Source organism: Bacillus sp. T17B1 (genome assembly GCF_026796395.1).
Taxonomy (GTDB): Bacteria; Bacillota; Bacilli; order Bacillales; family Bacillaceae; genus Bacillus; species Bacillus spizizenii_A.
Genome location: NZ_JALAYA010000020.1, coordinates 63979 through 80175 on the forward strand (window position 1 = coordinate 63979; position 16197 = coordinate 80175).

A 16197-nucleotide genomic window follows, 5' to 3' on the forward strand; every position below is an offset into this window, starting at 1 on the left:
TGGTATCACAAATCGCGTTCAGGTTGCAATCAATACCTATATTGTTTTCGAAATTGTTTGAATTGTCTCGATTGCACGGTTCGCGTATTGTTCATTACGCTCTTTTTTATTTTTAATTTTAACAGGCAATTCTTTTAAAAGCCCAAAGTTTGCATTCATCGGCTGGAAGTTTTTCTGGTTTGTTGTTGTAATATAGTGAGCCATGCTGCCTATTGCTGTTTCCTGAGGAAAAGTGACAAGCTCTTCTCCTAAAACAAGTTTAGCCGCATTAATACCAGCTACCAGTCCAGAGGCAGCGGATTCCACATATCCTTCTACTCCCGTCATTTGGCCTGCAAAGAACAGATCACTGCGGTTTTTAAATTGATATGTCGGCTTTAACAAGCTTGGAGAGTTAATGAATGTATTTCTGTGCATCACGCCGTATCTGACGATTTCTACGTTTTCAAGTCCTGGAATCAATTTGAGAACTTCCTTTTGGTCTCCCCATTTTAAATGAGTCTGGAATCCTACAATATTATAGAGTGTTCCCGCTGCATCATCCTGTCTGAGCTGAACGACAGCATGTGGACGTTTTCCTGTAACAGGATGCTCTAAACCAACCGGTTTCATCGGTCCGAAAAGCATCGTTTTCTTTCCCCGTTTTGCCATGACTTCAATCGGCATGCAACCTTCAAAGAAGATTTCTTTTTCAAATTCTTTTAATGGGACTGTTTCTGCTGATGTTAATGCTTCATGAAAACGGTCAAACTCTTCTTCTGTCATAGGGCAGTTTAAATATGCCGCTTCCCCTTTATCATAACGAGATTTCAAGTACACTTTATCCATATCAAGGCTATCTTTTTCTACAATTGGCGCCGCTGCGTCATAAAAATACAAATAGTCCTCGCCAGTCAGCTCCTTCAGCTGTGCAGACAGCGATTCAGATGTTAACGGACCCGTTGCGATAATGGTTGGACCTTCAGGAATTCCAGTCACTTCTTCATTAAAAACGGTTACGTTTGGATGATTTTTTACCCGATTTGTCACACTTGCGGCAAATTCATGACGGTCTACTGCGAGAGCGCCGCCAGCCGGTACCGAACATTCATCAGCAGCCGCGATGATGGCTGAATCAAGCGCCCGCATTTCTTCCTTTAATACACCGACAGCGTTAGCAAGCGTATTGGAACGCAGAGAGTTGCTGCACACAAGCTCGGCAAATTTATCTGTATGGTGCGCAGGCGTTTGTTTAACAGGTCTCATTTCATATAGATTGACTTGGATCCCTCGTTTGGCAAGCTGCCACGCCGCTTCACTTCCTGCTAGTCCGGCTCCGATTACATTCACTGTTTGTTGGTTCATCTTTCACATCTCCTAGTTTATTATTCAAGGCCTTCTTTTAACACACAAAGAAGGTGAGCAAGACCCTGCTCACCGCTACTTCTGTGGTTCTTCCTTATAGTCGCATTCCACACATTGGACTTGTATGCCTTTTTTGAGTTTTTTCTCGACGAGCATTTTTCCGCATTTCGGGCATTTTCGTTCAATTGGTTTGTCCCAGGAAACGAATTCACATTCCGGATAACGGTCACAGCCGTAAAAAACCCGTTTCTTTTTCGATTTTCGTTCAACAATATTTCCTTCACCGCAGCTCGGGCACTTCACACCGATTTGTTTGACAATCGGCTTTGTATTTCGGCAATCGGGGAAATTGGAGCAAGCTAGAAATTTACCGTATCGGCCCATTTTATACACCATAGGAGAACTGCACAATTCACAATCTTCTCCGGCATATTCTGGTTCAATTTCTACTTCCTTCATTTCTGATTCGGCTTTTTTCACGCGCTTTTCAAAATCGGTATAGAAGTTATCAATAATCTGTACCCATTCTATATTGCCTTCCTCAACATTATCAAGGTCTTTCTCCATTTTTGCCGTAAACTCAACGTTAATGATTTCAGGGAAAAATTCCATGATCAGCTCAAGTACGATCTGCCCTAATTCTGTGGGAACAAACCGTTTATTATCCAGTCCAACGTACCCGCGCCGCTGAATCGTATCAAGCGTCGGAGCATAAGTCGATGGACGGCCGATCCCGAGTTCTTCAAGCGTTTTAACCAAACGGGCCTCAGTAAAGCGCGGAGGCGGCTGGGTAAAATGCTGCTCCGGTTCTATATCTTTTGATAATACCGTGTCGCCTTCATGTAAGTCAGGCAGCATCCGGTCTTTTTCTTCCATTTGATCGTCTTTTCCTTCAACATACACCTTCATAAACCCGGAAAACTTGACTTTACTTCCATTTGCACGGAATGTCAAACCATTGTTTGTCAGGTCGACACTCATTGTATCGAGAACAGCAGGTGCCATTTGGCTGGCAACAAAGCGCTCCCAAATTAATTTATACAATCTCATTTGATCTCTGCCAAGTACTGCTTTCAATTCACTTGGTTTTCTGAGAACAGATGTCGGGCGAATCGCTTCGTGAGCGTCCTGAGCATTTTCATTTTTTTTCGCAGGCTTTCGTTTACCGCCTAAGAACTCTTTGCCGTATGCCTGATCAATAAATGCAGCGGCTTCATCTACCGCCGTATTTGAAATACGGGTTGAATCCGTTCTCATATACGTGATCAGACCGACCGTTCCTTCTCTACCAAGATCAATTCCTTCATATAATTGCTGTGCAATCATCATCGTTTTCTTCGCTCTGAAATTGAGCTTGCGGGCCGCTTCCTGTTGCAGGGTGGAAGTGGTAAAAGGCAAGGCCGGATTACGTTTGCGTTCCTTTTTCGTTACTTTTTCAACTGTATACTTATTGCCCTTGAGCTGAGAAAGAATGTCTTTTACATCGGCTTCACTTTTTAAAGGAAGTTTTTTGCCGTTTTTTCCGAAAAAGCTCGCTTCGAACGTTTCCTGTCCTTTTAAGAACGTACCGTCAATTGTCCAATATTCCTCCGGCTTAAAGTCGTTAATTTCTTTTTCGCGGTCAATAATCAAACGGAGGGCAACGGATTGAACGCGGCCTGCGCTAAGCCCTTTCTTGACTTTCTTCCATAGAATAGGACTGATTTTATATCCTACAAGTCGGTCTAAAATACGTCTCGCCTGTTGTGCATCCACTAAATCCGTATTGATCGCGCGAGGATGCTTAAACGATTCCTTAATGGCATCTTTTGTGATTTCATTAAACACCACACGGCAATCCGAATTGAGATCTAAATCAAGGCTGTGTGCCAAGTGCCATGCAATCGCTTCCCCTTCTCTGTCGGGGTCAGCTGCGAGATACACTTTTTTGGCTTTTTTCGCAGCCGTTTTCAGCTCTTTTAACACCGGGCCTTTACCTCGAATGGTAATATATTTTGGTTCAAAATTCTGTTCTATGTCAACTCCCATTTGACTTTTTGGAAGATCCCGGACATGTCCCATTGATGCTTTTACTTTATATTTTTTACCTAAGTAACGTTCAATCGTTTTCGCCTTAGCGGGCGATTCCACGATGACTAGATAATCAGACATTTTCATCCCCCTCAAGAGGTGTTCTCTCTCTTTTCAAGTATTTCAATTTTGTTTTTGCAGCTGTCTTTATTTGGCTTTCAACATTTCATTCTTAATGATGAACGTCATTATTTAAATAGAAAACAATATGCAACTTTAAATCCTCACTATTATTAAATATTACAATGCCGTTTGTCAAACGATAATTCAAAAGGGTTCCGTATATTGAACGTTTCTCTCAGGAAGCTCCTCGAAAATATCCTCTGCTGACCATATGGCTTTAGCCCCCTGCTGGATCAGTTTTATAGGACCTCCGGCGTAAGGGTCAAATAATGAGCCGGGTACGGCAAATACTTCTCTTCCTTGTTCCAGTGCTTGATATGCAGTAATCAGCGAACCACTTTTTTCTTTGCCCTGCACGACAATAACGCCTTCACTTAATCCGCTGATAATACGGTTTCTCATAGGGAAATGCCATTTTTGGGGTTTGGTTTCAGGTGGGTGCTCTGACAGAAGGATATGGTGTTTAGCCATATGATCTGCTAACTGAAGATTTTCCCGAGGATATATGTGTTGAAATCCGCCCGCAATGACGCCGATTGTCCGCCCTTTCGCCTTAATACTTGCAACATGGGACATTCCATCTATCCCAGACGCCAGTCCGCTGACAATCACCCAATTTTTACGGCAGAGCTCTTTTGTAAGATGATTGACAATTTGCATCCCATAAGGTGTTGGATTTCTTGTCCCTACAATTCCAATTTTCCTCCCTTTAGAAAGTAGGGTCATATCACCCTTTGCAAACAGGACGGCAGGCGGATCATAAATGGTTTTCAGCCAGAAAGGATATTGCTTTGAAGAAATCGGGATGGGGGTAATACCTTGCTCATGGTAACTAGCAAGTACGCGCCGAAGCTTTGGATATTGTTCTTCTATTTTATTTTTTAATGCAGCTGCCTTTATTTTACCTCGAGTAACAGTTTCTAACACGGGTGACGTCAGCGACATAGATGGATCGGCTTTCCACCATTTTAATAGAAGGGATGGAGATAATAATTGATTGATTCTGCAAGTTATTAAACAGGCAGCGGCCTGATTCAACATATTGACCTCCTTTTGACAGAAAAAGCAGGAACAGCCTTGACGGCTGTCCCTTCTTTATTAATGCGTTTTGCAAGTTTCGAACAAGTTCTTCTCTTTCAGCACCTTAATTAAGGTTTCACCCATTACAGAAGGTGTCTCCGCAACTTCGATTCCGCATGCATTAAGGGTTTTGATTTTTTCATCAGCTGTCCCTTTTCCACCGGAAATAATGGCGCCTGCATGCCCCATGCGCTTCCCTGGAGGTGCTGTTTTCCCGCCGATAAAACCGACTACCGGTTTTGTCATGTTGGCTTTAACCCACTCTGCCGCTTCCTCTTCGGCAGTACCGCCGATTTCGCCAATCATGATGACAGCGTGTGTGTCAGGATCTTCGTTAAACGCTTTTAAGACATCAATAAAGTTTGTTCCATTTACAGGATCGCCGCCGATTCCAACAGCTGTAGATTGTCCTACACCCGCTTCTGACAGCTGGTGCACCGCTTCGTATGTTAATGTTCCTGAACGCGATACGACGCCTACATGACCCTTTTTATGGATATATCCAGGCATAATGCCGATTTTACACTCTTCAGGCGTGATGACACCAGGGCAGTTGGGCCCTATCAGTCTCGTTTTCTTGCCTTCCATGAAGCGTTTGACCTTTACCATATCCAAAACCGGAATATGCTCCGTGATACAAATCACGAGATCAAGTTCCGCATCTACCGCTTCCATAATGGCATCAGCTGCAAATGGTGCCGGCACATATATAACAGACGCGTTAGCGCCAGTCGTTTGAACTGCTTCAGCCACTGTATTAAATACAGGAACACCTTCCGCTTCAGTTCCGCCTTTTCCAGGTGTTACACCGCCTACGATATTTGTGCCGTATTCGAGCATCTGCTTCGTATGAAATAAAGCGGTAGAACCTGTAATCCCTTGCACAATAACCCTTGTATCTTTATTAATAAAAACACTCATTATCTGGTCCCCTGCCTTTCATTCTTTCCTAAACTAAGGATACGATTTTCTGCGCGCCGTCAGCCATTGATTCCGCAGATGTAATATTTAATCCTGATTCACTAAGGATCTTCTTCCCTAGATCCACGTTTGTGCCTTCAAGACGGACGACAAGCGGCAATGTCAAACCGACTTGTCTTGTCGCTTCAACAACCCCTTCTGCGATGACATCACATTTCATAATGCCGCCGAAAATGTTGACAAAAATCCCTTTAACGTTTTGATCAGAAAGAATGATTTTAAATGCTTCCGTGACTTTTTCTGCGGTTGCACCGCCGCCCACATCAAGGAAGTTGGCCGGTTCTCCTCCATAATGCTTGATAATATCCATTGTGGACATTGCAAGTCCCGCGCCGTTTACCATACAGCCGATATTTCCATCAAGAGAAATGTAGCTTAAGTCATATTTGGACGCTTCGATTTCTTTCGGATCTTCTTCATCCAAATCTCTGTATTCCATAATGTCTTTTTGTCTGTACAACGCGTTGCTGTCGAAATTCAATTTCGCATCAAGCGCCATCACGTTTCCGTCGCCAGTAACAACGAGCGGATTGATTTCGGCGATTGAGCAGTCTTTCTCAACAAACGCTTTATATAGTCCAAGCATAAATTTAGCGGCTTTTCCTACAAGTTCCTTTGGAATATTAATAGCGAATGCGATTTCTCTAGCTTGATAGCCTTGGAGGCCAACAGCCGGATCAATGACAGCTTTCTTGATTTTTTCCGGTGTTTTCTCTGCTACTTCTTCAATTTCCGTTCCGCCCTCTTCAGAAGCCATCAGAACGATTCTAGAAGTTGCGCGGTCAAGCACAAGCCCCACGTAGTATTCTTTTTTAATATCGCAGCCTTCTTCAATAAGTAAGCGTTTTATTACTTGGCCGTCCGGACCCGTCTGATGTGTAACTAGGGTCTTCCCTAAGAGTTCTTCGGCATACGCTTTCACTTCGTCTAATGATTTTGCTATTTTTACCCCACCAGCTTTGCCTCGACCGCCAGCATGAATTTGAGCCTTTACGACATAAACCGAGCTGGATAAGTTCTTTGCTTTCTCAACTGCTTCTTCTGCTGTAAAAGCCACTTTACCTTCAGGAACAGATACCCCATATTTTCTGAGGACTTCTTTTCCCTGGTACTCATGGATATTCATTTCCCATCCTCCTAACTTATGTAACAAAACTAAAATAGACTGCGCTTTCATTCTATAATAATACTGGAAGAATTGTCTAGAGTTCGATGCAAAATCTTTAAATCCTTCTAAACATTCAAACTTTTATTTTATTAAAAACATAAATTTCAAACGAAGGATGGGGAATATTTTATCTATTTTTTATTTTTTACGCTTTCGTCCAATCTGTAAATGAACGAAAAAATCTCGGCTACTGTTTCATAAAGAGCTTCCGGGATTTGATCATCTACAGTCAAATGGCGCATTAATTCGACAAGAGTCCGATCTTCTTGAATCGGGACCCCTGCCTTTTTCGCTTCTTTGATAATGTTGTCGGCTACATGGCCCTTTCCTGTCGCAATCACTTTCGGCGCCTTGTCTTTTAGGTCGTCATAATGGAGAGCCACAGCTTTTCTGATCGGCGTCTGCTCTTTCATACTTTCACATCCACTTCCTGGTCACTGATGCTTGTTACATACTGGTCGATTGCAGCCTTCTCTTCGCAGTGAATCCTTTTTTTAGCGTTTACCCCTGAAAGACTGTATCCCATGTCCTTCAGGCCCTGTTTAAGCGCGGGCACCATCGGATCGATTGCAGCCTGAAGCTCGAAATCAGTCTCAATTGTAATGGTCATGACTTTTTGCTGTATCAAACAATCAACAACGGTTTCTTTTAACGTATGCAGCTGCAGCAAAAACAAAAGGCGGCAATGAGAAGGATCAAGCTTTCCATCCGCTTCCTTCTTTCCTTTAAACAGAACCGTCATGTCCTGAACCCCTGACTTCGAAAACAGCGGAAATGACATTACAATTTGGCTGTATGACGGATGGTCCTGCTGCATGAAAAGCAGGCCGTTTAATTTATGAAAAAGCTGATCGGCTTCTTGTTTGACAGGTTCAGCTACCTCATGCGACGCTCTTGCGGCATAAAGAGCCAGCTTGATGGATTGTATTTCGTCAGGTGTGACTGCGCTTCCTTGTTCAAACGCTTTAATGAATGCAAGCTCGTCCCTTGCGCCGATAGCCGTTTTCACTTTGGATAAGAAAGAAAGAACATCTGCCCTGTCAGCCAAATTAGGTGCTGCCTGCTGAACAGCCTTTAAAAAGACTTCGGCTTCCCGATCTGTGACTTGTGCCACCTGAAAAACAGCTGAAGCTGCAGGTGAGTTACTACTACCCGATGAAGCAGCCGCCTTAATCCAATTTGCTGCTTCTTTCACAATGCGAAGGCTGTTTTTTTCAGCAGATTCCGTCAGCTTTGTCAGCAGCTGGCGGGCTTCTTTGATGGGAATGTCTGCTGCTGTTTTGCCAGACTCGCCTTGTATGCTTCTCTGTTCCGCCTTTCCGAGGGAACCAGATTGTACGCTAAGCTCACTGTTTCCAACTGTATTGCCTGGAGAAGATGCTTTGGAATTGTCTGTTAGAGAGATAAGCTTATCAAGCAGACGTTCCGCATGGACATCAATTTCACTATTAAACAGTGCCGTAACTGCTTCTTTTAGCTTTGCCGTCATTTGGTTCTGCTCAGGGTTTTGGTTGATTGCCTGAAGCAGCCGGGAGACATGCTGATGAAGCGGAACAGGCGATTTCACAGCGTTGACACCGCTCAAAACCTCGGGATGAATGGGAAGCTCACGCTTTAAAGCGAATAGAACGGTTTCAATCGCTTTTTTTGTATCTGGCGCAGGCAGCGTCTCCATCCAGCGGACAGCTGTTTTGATATCATTTTCTGTTACAGGTGTTTTACTCTTCAGCATCGCTCCAGTCATCATGAGAGCGGCGTTGGAAGATTTTACTGAAATGGCATTTAAAAGTTTGCCAGCTGCATCCTGAATGGATTTGGGATTTTGGTCAAAGCTTTGAACGACCTGAAGACGGCCTGTCTGTTCTGCTGTTGTTTTTTCGTAGGAAAACCAATAATACGCCTGAGGGCGAAGCTGAGTTTCAAGTTTTCCCTGGACAGTTTGATTGCCGACTTGAATCAGCGCATGCCGATCTCCTAATAGACGAAGCACTTTTCCTAAAAGGAGACGCTTCTCCCCGTTTAGCGCTTCGCTAACATTGGATGTTTCCTGCGGGACTGCTGTATTTCCAAAAAGGTGCTGCAGCGCCTTTTGCACATCATTTCGTATATTCATTTAAAGAGGTGCCTCCTTGTCCATCGGTTTATCTGAAAGATTGAACAGGAGCGAAAGTTTTGCGGTGCAATTCAGTTGGGCCGTATGCTGCGAGAGCTTCGAGATGCTCTTTTGTCCCATAGCCTTTATTTTTTTCAAAGCCGTACATGGGGTATGTTTCAGCATAAGCGCTCATCATCCGGTCTCTCGTCACTTTCGCGATACACGCACCTGCTGCAATAGACACGCTTTTAGCATCGCCTTTTATAATTGCCGACTGGTCTATGCCGACCGGTAGCGTCATTGCGTCAACAAGCAAATAATCAGGTGTATCTGACAAATCGTGTATCGCTTTTACCATTGCCATCTTTGAAGCTTCATATATATTGATTTCATCAATGATAGAGGCTTCTACAATTCCTATTCCGACCGCCAGTGCTTCTTTCATAATAAGCTCGTAATATTCGTCACGTTTTTTTTCTGAGAGCTTTTTGGAGTCTGTCAGCCCAAGTATTTCACATTCCTCTGGAAGGATGACTGCGCTGGCGACAACGGGCCCTGCCAATGGCCCCCGGCCGACCTCGTCAACACCTGCAATCAAGCGAAATCCTTTGTTTCTTGCCAGTTTTTCATAGGAAGTCATATTCACCCATTGTTCTTTCAGCGCTTTTTCTTTCGCCTGCTTTTTAAGCCATTGCTCTACAAGCGTTTGAACGCTTTTTCTCGGGTCTTTTTCACATTGGGCAAGAAATGGGTCTTGTTCATCTTTCACTTCCTGCAAACGGTCTTTAATGTCCTTTACGGTTAATGTATTCACTTTCTCTTCTCCCTTACTCTATGTATCGGTTCGGTCACGAAAAAATAAAGACCCACATTTCTGCGCGTCTTTACATAGTCGGCTGTTCAAATGACAGCCTACCGAACTTTTCAGTGCGGATATCGCGGATAATGACTTCAGTCGTCTTATCGTAGTTAATGAGCCCCCCGCTCATGAGACAGCCACGCTTTTCACCTATTGCATCAAACAGCTCTGCAATGTCCTCTGGGATCTCATCAAGGCCGTAACGCTCTTTCAGCCGTTCAGGATAGTGCTCTTCGAGAAAACGAAGGCCAAACACAGCCACGTCCTGCAGATTGATAATCGAGTCTTTAATAGCCCCGGTGACGGCCAGCCTCAAGCCGACAAGCTCATCCTCAAACTTTGGCCATAAAATCCCCGGTGTATCCAATAGCTCTAATTCTTTCCCGACTTTGACCCACTGCTGAGATGTCGTAATACCAGGTCTGTCTCCCGTTTTTGCTATATTTTTCTTTGCCAGCCGGTTGATAAGCGTTGATTTTCCGACGTTTGGAATGCCGATAATCAAAGCGCGAATTGCTCTCGGCTTCACACCTTTTGCCCTCATCCGGTCAAATTTTTCTTGAAGGATCTCTTTTGATGCCGGCACAATTTGATTTAAGCCTTGTCCGTTTACAGAATTAATGGACAAGGATCGGATCCCCTGGTTCTCAAAGTGTTCTTTCCATTGCTGTGTAACTGCCGCATCAGCTTTGTCGACCTTGTTTAACAGCATAATTCGCGGCTTATTTTTTAGAATATCTTCAATCATTGGGTTTCTTGATGACATTGGAATTCTGGCATCGACCAATTCATATACTATATCGATTAATTTTAATTTTTCGGTTACTTCCCTTCTTGCCTTTGCCATATGGCCCGGGAACCATTGAATTGTCATGTGACACGAACACCGCCTTTATCTCTTCAGTATGCATGATTCTTTGTTGTCCTTTATGTATTTTACGATGCCTGTCCGGCATTTTCAAATTCTGTATAAAAAAAGAGCTTGTTACAGGTAACAAGCTCTTTTCGTTCGTTATCATTATCGTCTGATCTCTTTAATACGAGCCGCTTTTCCGCGAAGTTCACGCAGGTAGTAAAGCTTAGCACGGCGTACTTTACCGTAACGTACAACTTCGATTTTCGCGATTTTTGGTGTGTGTACAGGGAAAGTACGTTCAACGCCAACACCGTAAGAAATCTTACGAACTGTGAACGTTTCGCTGATTCCACCACCACGACGCTTAATCACAACACCTTCAAAGATCTGGATACGCTCACGGTTACCCTCAACAACTTTAACGTGTACACGTAAAGTGTCACCAGGACGGAACGCAGGAAGATCAGTACGAAGCTGTTCTTTTGTGATATCTTCAATTAGTTTTTGCATCGTTTTCAACTCCTTCCAACAGATGCTCTTGGCCACAAAACCCGGCACAGCGGAACATCGTTTTCAAGCTTGCAGCGGATGAGCCCGCTTAAGCCACAAGTAGTATCTTATCACAATTTCATAGCCTATGCAATAAAATCTATTTTTTTTCCCATTCAGAAATCCATTTTCTTTGCTGCTCTGTAAGCGGGTAGTCTTTCAAAAGATCCGGACGTCTTACATAGGTCCTTCTGATCGATTCTTTATTCCGCCATTCTTTGATTTTTGCATGGTTTCCTGATAGAAGTGTTTCAGGTACTTTTAAACCTTTGTAATCTGCCGGTCTTGTATAATGCGGGTGTTCTAAAAGGCCGGTGCTGAATGAATCCTCAATATGGGAAGCCTCTTTGCCCAGCACACCCGGTAGCAGTCTGACCACACTGTCTGCAATCATCATTGCGGGAAGCTCGCCGCCCGTCAGAACAAAATCGCCAATGGATATTTCATCTGTTACCAGATGTTCGCGAATGCGTTCATCATAGCCTTCATAGTGGCCGCAAATAAACAGCAAATGCTCTTCCTTTGCTAATTGTTCGGCTTTTTTTTGGGTAAAACGCTCACCCTGCGGACAGACGAGGATAATACGCGGAGCAGCTGCTGCCTTTGATGTCAGATCCTCGACCGCGTCAAAAACAGGCTGAGGCTTGAGAACCATGCCTGCGCCGCCGCCATAAGGATAATCATCAACAGTATTGTGCTTGTTATCAGAATACTCCCGGAAATTCACGACCTGAAACCGCACCGCATCTTTGTCCTGGGCTTTTTGAAGAATCGATGAGCCAAGCACACCTTCAAACATTTCGGGAAACAGCGTCAAAAAGTCGATTTTCATTCGTCTATTAATCCTTCCATGAGTTCAATCTCTATTTTCTTTTCGCTGACATCGATATGTTTGACCACTGATTCAATGTAAGGAATGAGTGCGTCTTTTTTCCCTTTTCGGCCGATAACCCAAACGTCATTAGCTCCAGGCGTCAAAATTTCTTTAACCTTTCCGATAAGTTCACCGTCTTCGGTAAATACTTCGCACCCAATGATTTCGTGGAAATAAAATTCTCCTTCATTCAGCTCTCCTAAATCTTCTTCAGGCACTTTAATGATTGCGTTTTTCAGTCCCTCTACTTCATTCAGGCTTTGTCTTTCTTTAAACTGCAGCAGATGAAATTGCTTATGCAGTCTGTGCGTGTTTACTGTTACTTCCACTGGTTCGTTACTTCCGTCCATAAACAAATACAGCGTGTTGCCCGGCTTATACCGTTCTTCGGCAAAATCTGTTTTCGAAATCACCCGCACTTCGCCTTTGATTCCGTGGGTGTTTACGATTTTACCTACATGAAACCATCGCTTTGTCATATGATCACCTCTGGCGAATTTCAATTACTTTTCCGTCTTTTATGACGATGGTGTTTGCTGCTGTTTTCTCGTGCCAGTCATCCCCGGCTTCAATCGTCAGCAGTGCATCGACTTCCTTTTCTTTCATTTCACTGCCAAGCGGCAACGTATGTACTTGAGAAATTTGAAAATCGATTATTTTGATATTGTCTTTTCGCTTTTCTATTGCCTTTTTAAATTGTTCAATCATATCTGGGTTTTGCTGTTCTTTCTCATGTTTTCTAAGCTGAAAATAGAGCTGGCTGCATTCTCGTTCAAGCATTTGTTTCTTTTCGGCAAAAGAAGCTAAAAGCTTTTCTTTGCTGCGCTCGGTTAAGACTTGCATAACGGCTACACGGTGAATAATTTGCATCGCACCAAGCTCCCCGCTTTTAAAACTTTTTTGGCTCGGGCATTATCTATTTTGCCTAAGCTTCTATCAGTTTACCCTTTTTTTGCGTGTAAAAAAAGGGGAGGTGCCGGCCCTCTCCCTTTTAGTCAAATATCTCAAATTGAACTTTCTTAGAAGACTGTGCGCCAGCTGCAAATACAGCTGTTCGAATCGCTTTTGCAGTCCGGCCTTGCTTTCCGATAACTTTACCGGTATCTGACTTATGGACAGATAAGCGCAGCGCAATCTTTTGATCGGTTTCTTCTCTTATGACGCGAATGTCATCTGGATGATCAACAAGCGGCGTCACAATTCGGACAATCAAATCTTCCAAGTGTTGATCAGTCATTACTTGCCTTGTTTAGCGTTGTGGAATTTTTCCATGATTCCTTGGCTAGAGAACAAGTTGCGAACTGTATCAGATGGTTTCGCTCCAGTTTGAAGCCATTTAAGAGCAAGCTCTTCGTCGATTTTTACTTCCGCTGGTTTTGCAACCGGGTTGTAAGTTCCGACTGTTTCGATGAAACGGCCGTCACGTGGTGAACGAGAATCTGCTACAACAATACGATAGAAAGGAGATTTTTTTGCTCCCATACGTTTTAAACGAATTTTTACTGCCATTTTACTAGCACCTCCGAAAATATTTCAACAAGATAGTATATTAACAATGATAAAAGTGTTTGTAAAGTGTTTTTTCTTAACAACGGTTTTATCATGTATAACCGATTACATAAAAGGTAACTTAAACCCTTTTTTCTTACCTTTTGACATGTTTGTCATCTGCTTCATCATTTTTTTCATTTCTTCAAACTGCTTAAGCAGACGGTTGACCTCCTGGACGGATGTCCCGCTTCCTTTCGCAATCCGCTTCCGCCGGCTGGAGTTGATAATATCCGGCTGTTCTTTTTCAAGAACAGTCATTGATTTGATGATCGCTTCCACATGATTCAGCTGCTTTTCATCAACCTGGATGTTTTTCAAGCCTTTCATTTTGCCTGCACCCGGCATCATTTGCAGAAGCTCATCAAGCGGCCCCATGTTTCTGACCTGCCCGAGCTGCTCCAGAAAATCGTCCAATGTGAAGCTCATTGTTCTCATTTTTTGTTCCAGCTCTTTGGCTTTGTCTTCATCAACACTGGCCTGTGCTTTTTCAATTAATGTCAGCACGTCACCCATGCCGAGAATCCTTGATGCCATGCGTTCAGGATGGAACGATTCTAATGCATCAAGCTTTTCGCCTAAACCGGCGAATTTAATCGGCGTGTTTGTGACCGCGCGAATAGAAAGCGCAGCACCGCCGCGTGTGTCTCCATCAAGCTTAGTTAACACAACACCGGTTAAACCGAGCTGTTCATTAAAGCTTTTGGCAACATTCACAGCGTCCTGACCCGTCATTGAATCGACGACAAGGAAGATTTCTTCCGGATTGGCGATTTCTTTCACGTTAGTCAGCTCATCCATCAGTTCATGGTCAATATGCAAGCGGCCTGCCGTATCCAGAATGACATAGTCATAATGTTCTTCCTTGGCTTTTTCAATAGCCTGTTTAGCTATTTCTACAGGGCTGACCTGATCACCAAGGGAGAAAACAGGCATGTCAAGCTGTTTGCCGAGCGTTTCCAGCTGCTTAATTGCGGCTGGACGGTAAATATCAGCAGCAACCAGCATCGGTTTGCGATTATGCTTTTTGCGCAGCAGATTCGCCAGCTTACCGCTTGTTGTCGTTTTACCGGCACCTTGGAGACCGACCATCATAATAACAGTCGGCGGCTTTTTTGCGACGGCGATTTTGCTCTCTTCGCCGCCCATCAGCTCAGTCAGTTCCTCTTTAACAACTTTAATGACCTGCTGGCCGGGCGTCAGACTTTTCATGACGTCTTGGCCTACAGCGCGTTCACTTACTTTTTTAACAAAATCCTTGACTACTTTAAAGTTAACGTCAGCCTCAAGCAGCGCAAGACGAACCTCACGCATCATTTCTTTAACATCTTGTTCGCTGACTTTCCCTTTTCCGCGGATTTTAGAAATCGTCTGCTGCAGTCGGTCGGCTAATCCTTCAAATGCCATAGTTTGCCGCCTCCTAATCTAATTTCTCAAGCGCTTCAATCAGAGCTGTAATTTCTTCCTCTTCTTTTGAACCGGAAGCAAGCTCCTTCAGCTTATTAAACATCTCTTTACGCTCCTGAAACTTTTTCAAAAGGAGCAGCTTTTCTTCATATTGTTCAAGCATCGCTTCTGTTCGTTTGATGTTATCATAAACAGCTTGTCTTGAAACCTCATATTCTTCGGCTATTTCGCCTAGGGAGAAATCGTCCAAATAATAAAGCGACATATAGCTCTTCTGTTTTGACGTCAACAACGACTGATAAAAATCAAACAGATAGTTCATTCTCGTTGTCTTTTCAAGTGACATTTGAGCTCTCCCCTTTGTTAAGTCAAATCCCTTTACGATAACTTAGTTTACACGGTTTTATCGAGACTGTCAAGTTTTTATCTTGTCAAAGGATTGGTTGCTTTTTTGCTAAATATCATCCAATTTATTCCGATATTGTATATGAACCTATTTAAAAGGAGGATGTCTTATGAAAAAAATCGGTTTATTGTTTATGCTGTGTTTGGTACCCATATTTACAATCATTTTCCCGGCACAACAGGCAGACGCTGCTGAGGTGCCTTATAAAGCTTCAATCACAAATATCAGCACAGATGGAGGGGTTTACGGTAAAATCAATTACGGGCAAGGACAATTTTGGCGAGTCAAGTACAATATTACAATAAGCGGCAAATTACTCGACCAAAACGGACAGCCCGTGCCAAACGCTCCAGTAAAATTTGAAGCAGATACGAAGGTCGGAAATACAACAAAAACAGCTTCAGGAATAACCGATGCAAACGGAACATTTGAGGTTCCAATGTATGTGGGGCCAGCTGCAGGGTATTATACGTATTACACATCTGTTTCCGTTCATTACTATGACATCATCCCGTTCAGAGTTTATTCAGAAGATTCGAGATTGGTATCCACAGATAACAGCCTTTATCATTTCGCCTATCAAGTGAGAAGATAAAAAGAAAAAGGCCCCAAAATTGATATTATCCCCTCTAAGTAGACAGTGTAAAAAGCCCACTTTTCAAAAGTGGCTGTTACACTATACTTGGAGGGGATTTTTTATGGCGAGAAAAGGGCAACACTTTCAGCACTATACCAAAGAATTCAAGATGAAAGCTGTCAACATGTATGAAGAAGGAAACAAAAGTTATAACACGTTATCTGAAGAATTAGGGCTTCGGAGTTCAACCCAGCTCAAAA

General features: G+C 43.4%; 18 protein-coding genes. 1 reads left to right on the forward strand and 17 read right to left on the reverse strand.

Going from position 1 to position 16197, the window contains the following annotated elements:
- Positions 1–36: 36 nt before the first annotated feature.
- From trmFO to MOF34_RS11530, 17 genes are all read right to left on the reverse strand, one after another.
- Positions 37–1344 (reverse strand): FADH(2)-oxidizing methylenetetrahydrofolate--tRNA-(uracil(54)-C(5))-methyltransferase TrmFO, encoded by a 1308-nt coding sequence (gene trmFO / locus MOF34_RS11450; protein ID WP_019714401.1) that lies wholly within the window; start codon positions 1342–1344, stop codon positions 37–39.
- A 75-nt stretch (positions 1345–1419) separates the two neighbouring features.
- The gene (topA, locus tag MOF34_RS11455) at positions 1420–3495 is read right to left on the reverse strand and encodes a type I DNA topoisomerase (RefSeq protein ID WP_268400220.1); all 2076 of its coding nucleotides are present in this window, start codon (positions 3493–3495) and stop codon (positions 1420–1422) included.
- A 186-nt stretch (positions 3496–3681) separates the two neighbouring features.
- The gene (gene dprA / locus MOF34_RS11460) at positions 3682–4575 is read right to left on the reverse strand and encodes a DNA-processing protein DprA (RefSeq protein WP_268400221.1); all 894 of its coding nucleotides are present in this window, start codon (positions 4573–4575) and stop codon (positions 3682–3684) included.
- A 60-nt stretch (positions 4576–4635) separates the two neighbouring features.
- Entirely contained in the window at positions 4636–5538 is a 903-nt protein-coding gene (sucD, locus tag MOF34_RS11465; RefSeq protein WP_003238566.1) for a succinate--CoA ligase subunit alpha, read from the reverse strand.
- Positions 5539–5566: 28 nt separating this feature from the next.
- Positions 5567–6724: an ADP-forming succinate--CoA ligase subunit beta gene (gene sucC, locus MOF34_RS11470; RefSeq protein WP_019714397.1), complete on the reverse strand. Its 1158-nt coding sequence runs from the start codon at positions 6722–6724 to the stop codon at positions 5567–5569.
- 173 nt (positions 6725–6897) lie between these two features.
- Positions 6898–7179, reverse strand: coding sequence for a FlhB-like flagellar biosynthesis protein (locus MOF34_RS11475; protein WP_268400222.1), 282 nt, complete (start codon positions 7177–7179; stop codon positions 6898–6900).
- Positions 7176–8879, reverse strand: a complete 1704-nt coding sequence (locus MOF34_RS11480; RefSeq protein ID WP_268400223.1) for a hypothetical protein — start codon at positions 8877–8879, stop codon at positions 7176–7178. Before MOF34_RS11480 ends, MOF34_RS11475 begins: the two co-directional genes overlap by 4 nt.
- Positions 8880–8907: 28 nt before the next feature.
- A complete protein-coding gene (gene rnhB, locus MOF34_RS11485) occupies positions 8908–9675 on the reverse strand; it encodes a ribonuclease HII (RefSeq protein WP_019714394.1) in 768 nt (255 codons plus the stop codon).
- Between the two features lie 70 nt (positions 9676–9745).
- Complete coding sequence (gene ylqF, locus MOF34_RS11490) at positions 9746–10594, reverse strand: ribosome biogenesis GTPase YlqF (protein WP_019714393.1); 849 nt, start codon at positions 10592–10594, stop codon at positions 9746–9748.
- A 144-nt stretch (positions 10595–10738) separates the two neighbouring features.
- A complete protein-coding gene (rplS, locus tag MOF34_RS11495; protein WP_003220825.1) occupies positions 10739–11086 on the reverse strand; it encodes a 50S ribosomal protein L19 in 348 nt (115 codons plus the stop codon).
- A 139-nt stretch (positions 11087–11225) separates the two neighbouring features.
- Positions 11226–11957 (reverse strand): tRNA (guanosine(37)-N1)-methyltransferase TrmD, encoded by a 732-nt coding sequence (trmD, locus tag MOF34_RS11500; RefSeq protein WP_268400224.1) that lies wholly within the window; start codon positions 11955–11957, stop codon positions 11226–11228.
- Complete coding sequence (gene rimM, locus MOF34_RS11505; RefSeq protein ID WP_019714391.1) at positions 11954–12478, reverse strand: ribosome maturation factor RimM; 525 nt, start codon at positions 12476–12478, stop codon at positions 11954–11956. Before rimM ends, trmD begins: the two co-directional genes overlap by 4 nt.
- A gap of 4 nt (positions 12479–12482) precedes the next feature.
- Positions 12483–12869: a YlqD family protein gene (locus tag MOF34_RS11510; RefSeq protein WP_019714390.1), complete on the reverse strand. Its 387-nt coding sequence runs from the start codon at positions 12867–12869 to the stop codon at positions 12483–12485.
- 121 nt (positions 12870–12990) lie between these two features.
- Complete coding sequence (locus MOF34_RS11515; protein WP_003220817.1) at positions 12991–13236, reverse strand: KH domain-containing protein; 246 nt, start codon at positions 13234–13236, stop codon at positions 12991–12993.
- Complete coding sequence (rpsP, locus tag MOF34_RS11520) at positions 13236–13508, reverse strand: 30S ribosomal protein S16 (RefSeq protein ID WP_003220815.1); 273 nt, start codon at positions 13506–13508, stop codon at positions 13236–13238. The genes MOF34_RS11515 and rpsP overlap by 1 nt, the downstream gene beginning before the upstream one ends.
- Positions 13509–13613: 105 nt before the next feature.
- Entirely contained in the window at positions 13614–14954 is a 1341-nt protein-coding gene (ffh, locus tag MOF34_RS11525; protein WP_019714389.1) for a signal recognition particle protein, read from the reverse strand.
- Positions 14955–14967: 13 nt separating this feature from the next.
- The gene (locus MOF34_RS11530; protein WP_003238590.1) at positions 14968–15300 is read right to left on the reverse strand and encodes a putative DNA-binding protein; all 333 of its coding nucleotides are present in this window, start codon (positions 15298–15300) and stop codon (positions 14968–14970) included.
- A gap of 169 nt (positions 15301–15469) precedes the next feature.
- Between MOF34_RS11530 and MOF34_RS11535 the strand changes: the two genes are divergently transcribed.
- Entirely contained in the window at positions 15470–15955 is a 486-nt protein-coding gene (locus MOF34_RS11535; RefSeq protein ID WP_268400225.1) for an Ig-like domain-containing protein, read from the forward strand.
- Positions 15956–16197: the final 242 nt, after the last annotated feature.

What these genes read in the sequence shown, in the direction of transcription:
- trmFO (WP_019714401.1), bottom strand. Translation starts at nt 1,344, where the DNA reads ATGAACCAACAAACAGTGAATGTAATCGGAGCCGGACTAGCAGGAAGT.
- topA (WP_268400220.1), bottom strand. Translation starts at nt 3,495, where the DNA reads ATGTCTGATTATCTAGTCATCGTGGAATCGCCCGCTAAGGCGAAAACG.
- sucD (WP_003238566.1), bottom strand. Translation starts at nt 5,538, where the DNA reads ATGAGTGTTTTTATTAATAAAGATACAAGGGTTATTGTGCAAGGGATT.
- sucC (WP_019714397.1), bottom strand. Translation starts at nt 6,724, where the DNA reads ATGAATATCCATGAGTACCAGGGAAAAGAAGTCCTCAGAAAATATGGG.
- MOF34_RS11475 (WP_268400222.1), bottom strand. Translation starts at nt 7,179, where the DNA reads ATGAAAGAGCAGACGCCGATCAGAAAAGCTGTGGCTCTCCATTATGAC.
- MOF34_RS11480 (WP_268400223.1), bottom strand. Translation starts at nt 8,879, where the DNA reads ATGAATATACGAAATGATGTGCAAAAGGCGCTGCAGCACCTTTTTGGA.
- ylqF (WP_019714393.1), bottom strand. Translation starts at nt 10,594, where the DNA reads ATGACAATTCAATGGTTCCCGGGCCATATGGCAAAGGCAAGAAGGGAA.
- rplS (WP_003220825.1), bottom strand. Translation starts at nt 11,086, where the DNA reads ATGCAAAAACTAATTGAAGATATCACAAAAGAACAGCTTCGTACTGAT.
- trmD (WP_268400224.1), bottom strand. Translation starts at nt 11,957, where the DNA reads ATGAAAATCGACTTTTTGACGCTGTTTCCCGAAATGTTTGAAGGTGTG.
- rimM (WP_019714391.1), bottom strand. Translation starts at nt 12,478, where the DNA reads ATGACAAAGCGATGGTTTCATGTAGGTAAAATCGTAAACACCCACGGA.
- MOF34_RS11510 (WP_019714390.1), bottom strand. Translation starts at nt 12,869, where the DNA reads ATGCAAATTATTCACCGTGTAGCCGTTATGCAAGTCTTAACCGAGCGC.
- MOF34_RS11515 (WP_003220817.1), bottom strand. Translation starts at nt 13,236, where the DNA reads ATGACTGATCAACACTTGGAAGATTTGATTGTCCGAATTGTGACGCCG.
- rpsP (WP_003220815.1), bottom strand. Translation starts at nt 13,508, where the DNA reads ATGGCAGTAAAAATTCGTTTAAAACGTATGGGAGCAAAAAAATCTCCT.
- ffh (WP_019714389.1), bottom strand. Translation starts at nt 14,954, where the DNA reads ATGGCATTTGAAGGATTAGCCGACCGACTGCAGCAGACGATTTCTAAA.
- MOF34_RS11530 (WP_003238590.1), bottom strand. Translation starts at nt 15,300, where the DNA reads ATGTCACTTGAAAAGACAACGAGAATGAACTATCTGTTTGATTTTTAT.
- MOF34_RS11535 (WP_268400225.1), top strand. Translation starts at nt 15,470, where the DNA reads ATGAAAAAAATCGGTTTATTGTTTATGCTGTGTTTGGTACCCATATTT.